The organism is Pseudomonas sp. EA_5y_Pfl2_R50, assembly GCF_963970475.1.
Classification (GTDB): Bacteria; Pseudomonadota; Gammaproteobacteria; order Pseudomonadales; family Pseudomonadaceae; genus Aquipseudomonas.
Genome location: NZ_CAXAPT010000007.1, coordinates 76742 through 90931 on the forward strand (window position 1 = coordinate 76742; position 14190 = coordinate 90931).

Here is a 14190-nt window from a genome sequence, read left to right on the forward strand (position 1 = left end):
GAGCCGTCTCAGCGGCCCTTGAGATAGACGTTTTCGTAGCAGAAGTTGGTCGCCTGCAGATAGCCCTCGGCGTCGCCGCAGTCAAAGCGCAAGCCTTTGAACTTGTAGGCCAGCACGCAACCGTTCTGCGCCTGTTTCATCAGCGCGTCGGTGATCTGGATTTCGCCGCCCTTGCCCGGTTGGGTGTCGGCGATCAGGTCGAAAATATCCGGCGTGAGGATGTAGCGGCCGATGATCGCCAGGTTCGATGGCGCATCCTGCGGCGCCGGTTTTTCCACCATGTTGTTGACCCGGTAGATGCCATCGGAGATCAGCTCGCCGGCGATGACGCCGTACTTGTGCGTCTGGTCAGCCGGGACTTCCTGGATCGCCACGATCGAGCAGCGGAATTTTTTGTACAGCTGGATCATCTGCGTCAGCACGCCGTCGCCTTCCAGGTTCAGGCACAGGTCGTCGGCGAGGACCACGGCGAAGGGTTCGTCGCCAATCAGTGGGCGGCCGCTGAGAACCGCATGGCCGAGGCCTTTCATTTCCACCTGGCGGGTGTAGGAGAAGGTGCAGGTGTCGATCAGTTCGCGGGTGCCGGCGAGGAACTTCTCTTTCTCGGTGCCGCGAATCTGGTGTTCGAGTTCATAGCTGATGTCGAAATGGTCTTCCAGCGCACGCTTGCCCCGGCCGGTGACGATGGCCATGTGTTGCAGGTCGGCGTCCCGCGCTTCTTCAACGGCGTATTCGATCAACGGCTTGTTGACGATCGGCAGCATTTCTTTCGGCATGGCTTTGGTGGCCGGCAAGAAACGCGTGCCATAGCCGGCAGCGGGGAACAAACATTTACGAATCATAAAAGTATCCTGGACAGTCATGGAACACAGGCGACAGATGCGGGCCATAAACAATGGCTGCAAGTTTCAATATTGATTGAAGGCCTACTTTAATACCTGAGTCAGGTTGTTCATGGCAATTAGTTGGGCGGGTAAAACATGACAATGTTATGAGATGTCGGTTAGTGCCTTGTTAGTTATTTTTAGTCGGTATCCGTTAATAGTGATTAGTGTCCCGGGAATGCTAATAAGTATCCGGCAATACAGTTTGGCCTGCAAAAATATTTATTGCCAGTCGTTGAACTAATTTTGTTTGAGGTTGTTGTCGCCTTATTTGTGTGGATTACGACACATATCCATTACATGAGGCTTGACACGCCACCGGGCACTTATCCACAGACGGACCGCGCTATGAAGATTCTGGTAACGGGTGGCACCGGTTATATCGGCTCGCACACCACACTTGCGCTGCTTGAAGCAGGTTATGAAGTTGTCGTGCTCGATAATCTTTGCAACAGCAGCGAAGCGGCACTGCACGCCATTGAAGGTATCTGCGGCAAGAGTGCCTGGATGATCCGCGGTGATGTCTGTGACCGGGCATTGCTCGACCGGATTTTCCGTGAGCACAACATCGATGCCGTGTTGCATTTTGCCGGATTGAAGGCAGTCGGCGAGAGCGTGCGCAAGCCGCTCGAGTACTACGAAACCAATGTCGGCGGCAGCATTAATCTGTGCCAGGCGATGGCAGCGGCAGGGGTGTTCCGGCTGGTGTTCAGCTCCTCGGCCACCGTGTATGGCGAGCCGGAACAGATGCCGATCCGCGAGGATTTTCCCACCGGCACGCCGACCAATCCCTACGGCCAGTCAAAATTGATTGTCGAGAATGTGCTGCGCGATCTGGCCCGGGCCGAGCCGCGCTGGAGCATCGCACTGCTGCGCTACTTCAACCCTATCGGCGCGCACGACAGCGGCCACATGGGCGAAGACCCCAACGGCATCCCCAACAATCTTGTGCCTTATATCAGTCAGGTCGCGGTCGGCAGCCTGCCGGAGCTGTCGATCTTCGGTAACGATTACCCAACCATCGACGGCACCGGCGTGCGTGATTACATCCACGTGGTGGATCTGGCGGATGGGCACTTGAAGGCGTTGCAGTCGATCTCGGGACGCACTGGCATTCACACCTGGAACCTCGGCACGGGCGATGGCTACAGCGTGCTGCAAGTGCTCCACGCCTTCGAGCAGGCCTGTGGGCAAGCGGTGCCGTATCGCATGATGCCGCGTCGCAGTGGCGATATCGCCGAGAGTTGGGCCGACGCTTCCAAGGCGGCGAAAGAGTTGGGCTGGAAAGCCACACGCAACTTGCAGGACATGGTCACCGATACATGGCGCTGGCAATCGAATCATCCCAAGGGCTACTTGGGATGATGGCCATTTAGCCTGATGTTATTTTCAGTCAGGTTGTTAGATAACGTCGGGAAATTACACTGGCAATGCCTTTTGCAAGTCCGTAGATATAAACCTGCCGTTCGACTTTTATCAGTTGGGTAAGACTGTGAAAGAACGACGGATCATGTTCGCGTTTTTTGCGGATTTGAACGCTACCCACTCTGACTCAGACCGGTTTTTTAACAGGTCGAATGTTAGAAAGGAGTTGTTATGAAAAAAGTGATGGCAGTTGCCCTGTTGACGATGTTGAGCAACTGGGCTGCCGCAGCTGAAGCACCGCTGACGGCGGTAACCAATGTAGGTGGCAATGTAGCGGCTTCTCAAGCGCCTGCAGCCAGTACTGCAATGGTTGCCAGTGCAGTAGCGGCGTCCAACAGCGGTGGCAGTGCCAACGGCGGTACTACCGGTACCACGGGTACCACCGGTACAACCGGCACGCATAACTAACAGGAACATTTGTTAGTGCAGTACAAGGTCGCCCGACGCAAGTCGGGTGACTTTCTTTTTGGATTCGCCCTTGAATAGCGTAGTGCCATTATGACTCGTAGTGTTTATCTTTTAATGTTGGCAAGTCTCGCTTTGCAAGGTTGCATGTTTTCCCCCGGTCAATACCTGAGCACCAGTGACATTACCCGTCAGGGTGCCAGCGAAAGCAGCCGGGTCGAGCTGATTCCGATCACCCCCAAGCTGATTGCCATGAACCGCGCCACGCAAAAGCGTGAGTCGCTGCCGGCGGAGCTGCTGGCGACCCCGGCCGAATACCGCATCGGCAACAACGATGTCTTGTACATCACGGTATGGGATCACCCCGAGCTGACGGCGCCCTCCGGCGCGCAACAACAGATCGATGCCAACGGCCGACTGGTGCGCTCCGACGGCACGCTCTATTACCCGTTCATCAAGGAAGTCCAGGCGGCCGGCCGGACCATCCAGCAACTGCGCTCGGACATCGAACAGCGGCTCTCGGCGTTCATCGCCGAGCCGCAAGTGGATGTCGCGGTGTTGCGTTTTGCCAGCCAGAAAGTCGTGGTCACCGGTGCCGTGACCAAGGCCGGACCGCAAGCCATTTCCACCAACCCGCTGAGCGTGGTCGAAGCCCTCGGTTCGGCCGGTATCGACACCAACAACGCCGACTTGTCCGGGTTGTTGCTGACGCGCAAAGGGCGCACCTACCTGCTGAATCTTGACTCGCTGAATCACCAGGATTCCGAGTTGCAGAACGTCTACCTCAAGGGCGGCGATCAGCTCTACCTGCCGTACAACGACAACAAGCGCATCTACGTGATGGGCGAGGTCAACCAGCCACGCGCACTGAGCTTCAAGACGGCAACCATGAACCTGACCGACGTGCTCGGTTCGGTCGGCGGCCTGGCCCAGACCACTTCCAATGGCAACGCGGTGTACGTGATTCGTGGCGTGGAAAACCTCGATGTCGAGCCTGCGAAGATCTATCAGTTGGAAGCCGAATCGCCGACCGCCATGGCGCTGGCCTCGCACTTTGAAGTTCGTCCCCAGGATGTGGTGTATGTCGGGCCTGCCAACGTGACTCGCTGGAACCGTCTGATCAGCCAGTTGGTGCCATCGGCATCGCTGGTCGGTACGGGCGCTTCCGCTGCGAAGAACTGGAGCGAATACAGTAACAACAGCAAATAAGGCCGCCGACGTTGAATAATCTGAAAGTGGGCCTGTGCCTGATGGCCGTCTCGTTGCTGTGTGGCTGTAATCCGCTGATGAGCGCCTCGCTGAACAACCTCAAGGCTGCGGTCGTTGGCCCGGACGAAGTGGACGTGACGCCGGCCGAAGTGGCCGGGGTCAATTATCCGCAACTGAAACTGACCACACCTTCCGGCTCCGGGGTGTTGGCGTTGATGCGCGAACGTGAAGACTTGCAGTTCTGGGTCGCGTCCGGCAAGCAGGTGCTGCTGTTGCGCGATGGCCTCGCCGTGCGCAGCGTCGGCCTGGGCCTGGAAGGCGATCTCGACGGCACGCGGCTGTCCGATGATTCGCCGTTCAAACAAGGCCTGCATCGAGTGGCGGACGGCTTCACCTCGCGGCGCTGGATCGATCTCTACAAGGGTCAGGAAGTCGGGGTGATCGTCAACAGCCGCTTCTCGCGCCGCTCCGGACAAACCCTGCAGATTCTCGACAAGGAATACACCGTGCTGCGTGTCGATGAGCAGATCGACGCGCCGGCCATCGGCCTGCGCGCGACCAATCATTACTGGGTCGACCCGCGCGACGGTTTCATTTTGCAGAGTGAGCAGCAACTGACGTCGCAGTTGCGCGTCAAGGTCGTACAGCTGACGCCTGATCGCAGGCACCTGCCGTGATGCGCCTGAAACTGTTATCGGCGGGTCTGATGTTGATCGCGAGTGTCAGTCAGGCGGCGGTGACCGTATCGGGTGATGTCGCCAATCCGGGGCCGGTCGCGTTGCCACCGGGCGGGCGCTTGCTCGACGTGATCGGTGAAGCCGTGCCGAATGCCGAAGGTTATTGGCTGGCGGGCGGCTTGTTACGGCAGTCCTTGGTTGAGGAGCAGACACGGCTCAAGGTCGGCGTGCTGTTTGATCTGGACGTGCTGCAGCGCATGTCGATGCTGTTTGCTCGGCCGAGTCGTGCGGCGCTGGCGCAGCGCATTGCCGAAGAAGTGCGGCAGATGCCGGTGACGGGTCGGCAGATTGCCGATCTTGATCCGGTGGCGCTGGAAGTCGGTTTCGCGCGAAACATTCGCCTCGACGACGGTGATCGCCTGATCTACCCGAAACGGGTCGACGAAGTGCAAGTGCTCGGCGCTGTCGGCGAGCCGTGCCATTTGCCGTATCAGCCGTTGCAAGAGGCCCGGGAGTACCTGCAAGGCTGCTCGATTCTGAGCGATGCCGAGGCCGATTATCTGTGGCTGATTCAGCCCAACGGCGTCTCGCAGCGTGTCGGCATCGCCCACTGGAATCGCGAGTCCGGACACTTTCCCGTGGCCGGCAGCAAGATACTGGTGCCGCTGAAAAATGATGATCTTGATCCGCCTCTTCCTGAACTGAATCAGCAGTTGGCTGAATTTATTGCCACGCAGCTGACCGAGGTGGTTCGTTGAAGTTACGTTTTGCAGCTGTGTTGTTATTGCCCTGCGGTCTGGCCCACGCCGAGCCGCGCATTACCCAGAATGACTTCGGTGGCACCGGTCTGTTGCAGACGCCGACGGCGCGCATGGCCCCGGCCGGCGAATTGAGCGTCAACGCCAACCGCACCGAACCGTACAGTCGCTACAGCGTTTCGTTGCAGCCGCTGGACTGGCTCGAAGGCTCGTTTCGTTACACCGCGATCACCAACCGGCCTTACGGCTCGGAGGCCCTGAGCGGCAGCCAAAGCTATAAGGACAAGGCGGTCGACGTCAAAGTCCGGCTGTGGCAGGAAAGTCACTGGCTGCCGGACGTGGCCCTGGGCTTCCGGGATATCGGTGGTACGGGTTTGTTCTCCAGTGAGTTTTTCGTCGCCAACAAGCGTTATGACAATTTCGATTTCAGCGCCGGCCTTGCCTGGGGTTATCTGGGCAATCGCGGCGACCTCGACAACCCGTTGGGCTACGTCAGCAATCGCTTCGATACCCGGCCTGAGCTTGAAGGCACCGGTGACGTCAATTCGGGTTCTTACTTTCGCGGTCGTCCGTCGTTTTTCGGTGGCGTGAGTTATCAGACGCCATGGGATCGCCTCAGCCTGAAACTCGAATACGAAGGCAACGATTACAAGAACGAGCCGAAGGACAACGTCATCAAGCAGGACTCGCCGATCAACCTTGGCGCAGTGTTCAAAGTCACCGATTCGATCGACCTCAGCGCTGCGTGGGAGCGCGGCAATACGGCGATGTTCGGCGTGACTTTCCACACCAATTTCGTCAGTCGCAAGGCACCGGCCAAGACCTACGATCCGACCCCCGAACCGCTGCCGGCAAAGGCGCCGACCACAGCGATGGATCAGGTCGACTGGGCCAGCGTTTCGCAACGCTTGCAACAGAATGCCGGCTACAAAGTCGAGCGTATTGCGCAGCGCGATTCCGAACTGATCGTCTACGGCGAGCAGCAGCGTTACTTCCATTCGCCCAAGGCTGTCGGGCGGGCGAGTCGGGTGCTGGATAACAGCGTCAATGACGACATCGACTGGTTCACCGTGGTCAACAAGCGCTACGACTTGCCGGTGGAAGAAACCAGTGTGCCACGTCAGACTTTCCGCGAAGTGATCAACAACGAAGAGCCGCTGGTGTCGCTGCACCGCACCACCGAGATCAACCCGGCGATGCCGCACAACGAGAAAACCCTCTACACCGAAGCGCCGCAGCATTTCAGTTATGGCGTGGGGCTGGGCTTCAAGCAGAACGTCGGTGGCCCGGATGGTTTGCTCTATCAATTCACGGCCGATGCCGACGCCGAATACCGGTTCACTCGCAACACTTGGTGGAACGGTTTGCTCAGCACCAATCTGGTCAACAACTTCGACAAGTTCAGCTACGACGCGCCGAGCGGATTGCCGCGCGTGCGCACGGATTTGCGCCAGTACCTGACCACGTCCGATACCACCATGCCGTTGTTCCAGGTCAGCCATGCCGAGCAATTGGATAAAGACCTGTACGGCATGGTGTATGGCGGTTATCTGGAGTCGATGTTTGCCGGGGTCGGCGGTGAGGTGTTGTTCCGCCCAACCGGTGAGCGCTGGTCGGTGGGCGCGGATATCAACTGGGTGCGTCAGCGTGATTTCGATCAAGGCTTTGCGCTGCGCGATTACTCGGTGGTGACCGGGCATATCACCGGTTACACGGATCTGCCGTTCGATACGCTGGCGGCCGTGAGCGTCGGGCGATATCTGGCTGGGGATTGGGGCGGCACGCTGGACATCTCCCGCGAGTTTTCCAACGGTGTGCGCTTTGGTGCCTGGGCCACGATCACCACGGCGAGCAGCGCTGAATATGGCGAAGGTAGCTTCGACAAAGGCCTCTACCTGTCCATCCCGTTCGACGAAATGATGAGCATGTCGACCATGCGCCGCGCCAATCTGGTCTGGGCCCCACTGACCCGTGACGGTGGTGCGCGACTGAATCGCAGCTTCCAGTTGCACTCGATGACCGATAGCCGGGAAGGGGATATGTTCTATCGCAATTTCGACAAGATTACCGAGTAAGCGCGGATCTCCCGACCACCCAAAACCTGTGGGAGCGAGCTTGCTCGCGAAGGCGTCAGCACGGTCAACATCATCATTGCCTGACCCACCGCTTTCGCGAGCAGGCTCGCTCCCACATTGGTTATCTGGCACACCATAAATCCAGATCCCATCCCGAATCCCTGTGGGAGCGGGCTTGCTCGCGAAGGCGTCAGCACGGTCAACATCATCATTGCCTGACCCACCGCTTTCGCGAGCAGGCTCGCTCCCACATTGGATTTTCCTCACGCCACAAATCCCGAGCCAACCACAGCCCCGCTCCCACAGGTTTCTGCATGCATCCGCAGTCACTCCGGCGCGTCAAATCCCAGGCACAAAAAAGGGGACTTTCGTCCCCTTGCGGTATGCAGCCTTGAACCTCAGTAAATATCCTTCGACAACAACGTAAACGGCGTCTTCACCAGGATCTTCAGATCCAGCCACAACGACCAGCTGTTGATGTACTGCAGGTCAATCTCCACACGCTTTTGCATCTTGTCGAGGGTGTCCGTCTCGCCACGGCAGCCGCTGATCTGCGCCAGGCCGGTGATCCCCGGTTTAATCCGGTGACGCGCCATGTAGGCGAGGATTTTCCCCGAGTAGAAATGGTTGTGCGCAACCGCGTGTGGGCGCGGGCCTACCAGTGCCATGTGCCCCTGCAAGACGTTGAACAGTTGCGGCAATTCATCCAGCGAAGTGCGGCGAATAAAACGACCGACTGCGGTGATGCGCGAGTCATTGCGGCTGGCCTGTTTCACTTCGCGGTCATCGTGAACACGCATCGAGCGGAACTTCCAGACCTTGATCACCTTGCCGTTCCAGCCGTGACGATCCTGCTTGAAGAACACCGGCCCCGGCGAGTTGATTTTCACCGCCAGCGCAATGATCAGCAGGATCGGACTCAACGCGATGATCGCCAGAAACGCCACGGTTTTTTCGACCAGGCTTTTGCTCAATGCAGCGGTCGGGCGGCTCGTCAGTGGGCTTTCGTTCAAGTAGATCGCCGGCAGACCGTCCACGACTTTCACCGAGTGATTGAGCAGCGTCAGGCTGTTCAGATCCGGCACCCACACCACGTCGACGTTGGCGCCGAGCAAATCGACATACATCGCTTCGATCTTCGCCGCTTCGCACAGCGGCAGGGTGATGTACAAACGACGAATGTCGTGGGCTTCGATCAACTTCAGCAAGTCTTCCTGAGCGCCGACCACACGCGGTGCATCTTTACCCAGCGCCGACGTATCACCGTTGCTGACCAAACCTACCAGCGGCAGGTTTTCCAGTTGGCTGAGCTTCTTCGCCAGACCCAGCGCCAGGTCACCCGTGCCTACGATCAGCGTCTTGTGCTCACTTTTACGCGAGCGCTGGTAGTACTTGGAAAACGCATGCAACGGTGCGTAGAGAAACGCCTGGCCGAGGAAGCCGTACACCGCCCAGCTCAGAATCACCTGCCGCGAAAACAGCTCATCGGCCTGGCAGACGAAGGCAATGCACTCCAGCGCCGCCATGGTCATGGACCAGCCCATGAACAAGCGACCCAGCCCGGTCAGATAATTGTCGCGTTTACGATAAACACCGCTAAACGTATACGCCGGCACCGAGGCCAATACCGCCAGCGTTGCACACATACGGTAATAGAACGCCACCGTCCCTGTGTGCTGCTCGGCGAGTATGAACAGCAGCGTTACAACAAAGCCCTGTGCCAGCGCCCATTGGCCCCAAAAGGTCAGTCCCTTGAGGCCCGTGCTTCGATTGATACTGAGAGAAAGATCCATACGATATCCCCAAAAGACGTCCATTCAGGTTTCAACAGTTGAAAACCGAGTTGTTATGCAGACTTATTGTTTTTGTTGTAGCGATTGTCCTGAGGTAACAACATCGATATGTCGAACTGTCGTCAGTCAATAGACTAAGTTATTGCTGGAGATGGTGTCTGACGAGTTCTAACAAGATGGCATAGTGCCAACTTTTTAATAATTAAATAGGCGGGTGTTAGAAAAGGTCGCAGAGCGAGGGGTGAATTAAGGATGTTGTATTTGTTACTGTTGGAGGGGTGGAGGCAGGGATGTCTGATGTATCAAAGGGAGGTGAATCAAACAGAGTGCTCTTCTTGTTGTTGTATTCGCACTTTGGATCTGTTTGTTCTGTCCGGAAGGTCGCTTGGGTTTATGCGACGATTTCCTGGATGAGGCAATAACCGCGATTTCTTACCGCACGAAACAGTCGCTCACCATTGCTGGCGCTTTTGAATTTGTCTTGCAGGCGGCTCAGGCACATTTCCAGACCGCGATACTGTTCGGGTTCCCGACCAATGCTCAGGATCAAATCGTCACGGCTGACAACACGCTCTTCGTGGGTGAGCATTTTGCGTACCAGTGTTGTTTCCAGACCTGTCAGGCTGATCTCGACGCCTTCTTTGACCAATGCGCCTTGTTCGTTGTCGAGATGCCAGGTTTCATCGCAAGGCATATTGTCTTCAACTGGCCGCAAGTGACTGCTTTGCGCGGTCATTGTCGGGATACTTTGGAAAGGGTTAGCGGTTTGCGCAGCCAGCCATTCGGATTCGAGAGTGGCCAATATTCGCTGGGTATCATGTTCGATGGTGCGTGCGACATTCTTTCGACTGACGCTTGGATATGTGAACTCCATCACCATTGGAGCGGAAGAGGGCGATGCAACACCTTCAACAAACATTTGTGCCTGGGAGGTGCCAAACGAGTTGAAGCGCTCGCTGGACAGGATGTTCTCAAGTTCACGCTGCGACGTTGTACTGTGAGTCACGACGACAAAATATTTCCTTGGGAGGGTTGTACTAGTTTCCATGTCTCTCTCCTAAATACACACCAAAATTGGCTAAAAGATAAATCGGCAGGCGAGCAATGACTTCCTCGGAAGTAATCGATAGGCAGGGTCTGGGCCCAAAGTTGGCCCTCGATGAATTCCACTCGAACTGCTGCTATGTTATGGAGTTTTATTGTTATGGGTCGTGTTGCCGCGCTCATTCAATTGCTTGATTTTCAGCAGGGGTAAAGCAGAACAGGAGCTATATGGTTGCATCAGACGATCCTTCGTTCGTATGCAAAAGGGATGGCTGCCTTGATCAGGCAGTCGAAATCAGGCCCCGCGTCAGGCGATAGCCGTAGCCGCGGATGCTCTGAATCGCGTTTGTACCATACATGTCCTTGATTTTTCCACGCAAGCGACTGATCGACTTCTCCAGCGCTCGAGGATCGTAGAAATTGGTATTGAGGCCCATGATGCTGGCAATTTCATCATGACTCAGAATGTGATTACCGGTTTGCGCAAAGGCTTCGAGGATCTTCATCTCGGCAAACGAGATGTCGAGTTTCTTGCTCGCATCCATCAGGCAGATACGTGTCGGGTCGAGTGTGAGATTGATATCCCTTTGCCATTCTTCACTGTTGAAGAACTCGCCCAGCAACTCGGCGCCATCCTCGGAAAGGGTGTTGAGTTTGATACAAAAGTCCGCGCCGGCCAGATAGTACTTGATCTTGTTGAAGGCGCCGCGCCCAGTGATGACTGCGCAAATAATCGGTTTCAGGTTTTCGTTGCGCAGGTTTTCCACCAGCGCGAGATTGTCCTCAAGCGCTTGTGGGCTGTCGATGACCAGAAAGATTGCTCGATACGGTACAGATTGTTCATTGAACTGATATGAGTGCGTGTAAGAGTCGGCGTCTAATGCCATATCAGTGCGCACGTGCCTGGCGAGCAGCGCTCTAAGATGTTCCGCCACGCCACGGGTACGGCCCAGAGTGAGAACTCCAGGTTCGTCATTTGTCGGGCGCGGACTTCTAGTCGCCAAGTTCCCTGAGAGCATCATGCATTGACTCGAATTAGTGCTGACATCGGGATGTTAAAGCACCGGTTCTCATCTGTGACTGACAATTGGTAACATTTGCGCGGAATTTAGACGTGTCTCGCGAGTTTTCTAACAATAATTAAGCTTTTCAGGCTTTTAGTTGCTTTTCTCGGAGCTGTGAACTAGCGGTTAGATGGTGGCGATATGCAATGGTGCCACTATTTTGAGTCTATTGCGATGCCTTTGTCTATGTCCTTTTGCCACTGTCTGGCCATCTCTGGATAATGTGATATTGATCACACTTTATCGGCAGGGCAACTTTTTTCTGTAGCAAGCCCTAAATATTTTCTGCGTAGTTCGTCAGCCGACGATTACTAACATGCCTTGAGTGCGTCTTTTAATAAGACGTAATCTTTATGGCTGATGAACTTTTGCATTTATGTAGGTCAATGGTCTCACTGCAGATACTCAACCCCTGAGTGTTATTACCCGGTCGCTCGGCAAAAGAGCGCTCTGACGGAGGATTAATGGATTTCTGGACGCTTTTTCAGGTGTTGATATTAGGTGCGGTAGAAGGCTTGACCGAATTCCTGCCGATCTCAAGTACCGGTCACCAAATCATCGTAGCCGACTTGCTCGAGTTTGGCGGCGAACGCGCCATGGCGTTCAACATCATTATTCAACTCGGCGCCATTCTCGCCGTCGTCTGGGAGTTTCGCCCGAAGATCTTCGAAATCGTCAAAGGCCTTCCCACCGAACGCAATGCGCAACGCTTCACCCTCAACTTGCTGATCGCCTTTCTGCCCGCCGTGGTCCTGGGCGTATTGTTCGCCGACGCCATTCACGAATACCTGTTCAACCCGATCACCGTTGCCGTCGCACTGGTCGTTGGCGGCATCATCATGTTGTGGGCCGAGCAGCGCAGCCATGTGATCAGCGTCGAACATGTCGACGACATGCGCTGGTCCCACGCACTGAAAGTCGGATTCGTACAATGCCTGGCGATGATTCCCGGCACCTCACGCTCCGGCTCCACCATCATCGGCGGTTTGCTCTTCGGCCTGTCGCGCAAAGCCGCCACCGAGTTCTCGTTCTTCCTCGCCATGCCCACCATGGTCGGCGCCGCCGTTTACTCCGGCTACAAATACCGCGACCTGTTCCAGCCCAACGACCTGCCAGTCTTCGCCCTTGGCTTCGTCACCGCGTTCATCTTCGCCATGATCGCCGTGCGTGGCTTGCTCAAATTTATCGCCAACCACAGCTACGCCGCGTTCGCGTGGTATCGAATCGCGTTTGGTTTGTTGATTCTGGCGACGTGGGTGTTTGGCTGGGTGAACTGGACCGCCGCAGCGGCCGCCTGAATGCTGAAGCCAGGCGGAGCAATCCGCCTGGCTCAATGCAAGAGCAGGGGATTAACGCCCTTCAAGCAACCCGGCAGCCTGATCCAGCAACGCCAGCGGATCTTTGGCCTTGTGGATATCCACTGACAACAACTGACGGAATTTCCGCGCCCCCGGGAACCCGGTGCCCAAACCAAGCACATGCCGGGTGATGTGATGCATCGCGCCACCGGCCAGCAAATGCTCGGCTATATAAGGACGCAACTGCGCCAACGCCTCAGCCCGACTGATCACCGGCGCCGAACTGCCGAACAACTGTTGATCGACCTCCGCCAGCAAATACGGATTGTGATAAGCCTCACGCCCCAGCATCACACCGTCGAACGTCTGCAAATGCTCATGGCAAGCCTCCATCGTCTTGATCCCGCCATTCAGCACAATCTCCAACTCGGGAAAATCCGCCTTCAACTGCGCCGCCACGTCATAACGCAACGGCGGAATGTCGCGATTCTCCTTCGGCGACAACCCCTCCAGAATCGCAATCCGCGCATGCACGGTAAAACTGGTACACCCGGCATCGCGGACGGTGCCGACGAAATCGCACAGCTGCGCGTAACTGTCCCGACCGTTGATGCCGATGCGATGCTTCACCGTTACCGGAATCGACACCGCATCACGCATCGCCTTCACACAATCCGCCACCAGTTGCGGATGGCCCATCAGGCACGCACCGATCATGTTGTTCTGCACACGATCACTTGGGCAGCCGACGTTGAGGTTTACCTCGTCGTAGCCGTGCTCCTGGGCCATTCGCGCGCAGGCGGCCAGATCGAGAGGGACGCTACCGCCCAACTGCAGCGCGAGAGGGTGCTCGGCTTCGTTGTGACGGAGGAAACGTTCGTGATCGCCGTTGAGCAGCGCGCCGGTGGTGACCATTTCGGTGTAGAGCAGGGCGTTCTTCGACAGGAGGCGTAGGAAGAAACGGCAATGGCGGTCAGTCCAATCCATCATCGGGGCGACGGAGAAGCGGCGGGAGAGTGGGGCGGGTTGTAGAGGCATTGGGGGAATCTGGATCAGAGGGGCGAAGGTGGGGGAGTTTATCAGGATTGGGATAGGGTGGAGGCTTACTGGTCGGCACTACGTGCTCTGGCTTGCGGATGAGGCGAGACGAATCGACTGAATATTGTGGTCTGGTCCCTATTGGCTCTGAATCGATCACCTTGCTCGTAGAGCCTTTTCAAACAGAAAAAACACTTTTGTTTAAATGAAGCCTGTCGCTGCAGTCCTAAGCCTACGCCACCTTGCGTCTCCCCCTACACCTAAGACAGAATCCCCCGGCTTGTGCCTCTAGCCCGCAGGTTCTATCGTCCCTACGTCACTGAAAACCAGTGATCGGGTTTGGTAGCCCGTCTCCGTCAGAAGCACAGGACTACTGTCTTGCGACGACGTTTCTCGTCTTCGTTTTATGGTGGTCATGCGCGGGGCGTCTTCGGATGCGCCGGGGTTCCTGACGACCGGTCTACCAACCTGCGTATGGCCTCCACCCTTCGTTTGGTAGCGAGAGTGATGGCTCCTTTTC

At 56.6% G+C, this 14190-nt stretch carries 12 protein-coding genes; 7 read left to right on the forward strand and 5 right to left on the reverse strand.

Translation table 11 applies throughout. From position 1 onward, the window contains the following. Positions 1-8 precede the first annotated feature (8 nt). On the reverse strand, positions 9-842 hold the full coding sequence (galU, locus tag AACY19_RS13775; protein ID WP_339450984.1) for a UTP--glucose-1-phosphate uridylyltransferase GalU: 834 nt from the start codon (positions 840-842) through the stop codon (positions 9-11). Positions 843-1232: 390 nt separating this feature from the next. On the opposite strand from galU, the gene galE reads away from it, so the two are divergent. The 6 genes from galE to AACY19_RS13805 all read left to right on the forward strand — a co-directional run bounded on the left by galE (position 1233) and on the right by AACY19_RS13805 (position 7433). Then, positions 1233-2249 carry a UDP-glucose 4-epimerase GalE gene (galE, locus tag AACY19_RS13780; RefSeq protein ID WP_339450986.1) on the forward strand — a complete coding sequence of 339 codons (1017 nt, stop codon included), beginning with the start codon at positions 1233-1235 and terminating at the stop codon, positions 2247-2249. 231 nt (positions 2250-2480) lie between these two features. Continuing rightward, positions 2481-2717 carry a hypothetical protein gene (locus AACY19_RS13785; RefSeq protein WP_007910552.1) on the forward strand — a complete coding sequence of 79 codons (237 nt, stop codon included), beginning with the start codon at positions 2481-2483 and terminating at the stop codon, positions 2715-2717. Positions 2718-2861: 144 nt separating this feature from the next. Then, positions 2862-3923 (forward strand): polysaccharide biosynthesis/export family protein, encoded by a 1062-nt coding sequence (locus tag AACY19_RS13790; RefSeq protein ID WP_339450988.1) that lies wholly within the window; start codon positions 2862-2864, stop codon positions 3921-3923. 11 nt (positions 3924-3934) lie between these two features. Then, positions 3935-4600, forward strand: coding sequence for a YjbF family lipoprotein (locus AACY19_RS13795; RefSeq protein WP_339450990.1), 666 nt, complete (start codon positions 3935-3937; stop codon positions 4598-4600). Further along, a complete protein-coding gene (locus AACY19_RS13800; protein ID WP_339450992.1) occupies positions 4600-5358 on the forward strand; it encodes a capsule biosynthesis GfcC family protein in 759 nt (252 codons plus the stop codon). The genes AACY19_RS13795 and AACY19_RS13800 overlap by 1 nt, the downstream gene beginning before the upstream one ends. Then, on the forward strand, positions 5355-7433 hold the full coding sequence (locus AACY19_RS13805; protein WP_339450993.1) for a YjbH domain-containing protein: 2079 nt from the start codon (positions 5355-5357) through the stop codon (positions 7431-7433). Before AACY19_RS13800 ends, AACY19_RS13805 begins: the two co-directional genes overlap by 4 nt. Before the next feature lie 398 nt (positions 7434-7831). Here the strand turns inward: AACY19_RS13805 and AACY19_RS13815 are convergent, their stop codons facing one another. The 3 genes from AACY19_RS13815 to AACY19_RS13825 form a co-directional block, all read right to left on the reverse strand. Further along, positions 7832-9226: an undecaprenyl-phosphate glucose phosphotransferase gene (locus AACY19_RS13815; RefSeq protein WP_339450995.1), complete on the reverse strand. Its 1395-nt coding sequence runs from the start codon at positions 9224-9226 to the stop codon at positions 7832-7834. 391 nt (positions 9227-9617) lie between these two features. Further along, a complete protein-coding gene (locus tag AACY19_RS13820; RefSeq protein WP_339450997.1) occupies positions 9618-10274 on the reverse strand; it encodes a winged helix-turn-helix domain-containing protein in 657 nt (218 codons plus the stop codon). Between the two features lie 277 nt (positions 10275-10551). After that, positions 10552-11292 (reverse strand): winged helix-turn-helix domain-containing protein, encoded by a 741-nt coding sequence (locus AACY19_RS13825; RefSeq protein ID WP_339450999.1) that lies wholly within the window; start codon positions 11290-11292, stop codon positions 10552-10554. 506 nt (positions 11293-11798) lie between these two features. Here AACY19_RS13825 and AACY19_RS13830 point away from each other — a divergent pair. After that, positions 11799-12632 carry an undecaprenyl-diphosphate phosphatase gene (locus AACY19_RS13830; protein WP_339451001.1) on the forward strand — a complete coding sequence of 278 codons (834 nt, stop codon included), beginning with the start codon at positions 11799-11801 and terminating at the stop codon, positions 12630-12632. 51 nt (positions 12633-12683) lie between these two features. Here the strand turns inward: AACY19_RS13830 and dusA are convergent, their stop codons facing one another. Further along, entirely contained in the window at positions 12684-13670 is a 987-nt protein-coding gene (dusA, locus tag AACY19_RS13835) for a tRNA dihydrouridine(20/20a) synthase DusA (protein WP_339451003.1), read from the reverse strand. Positions 13671-14190 lie beyond the last annotated feature (520 nt).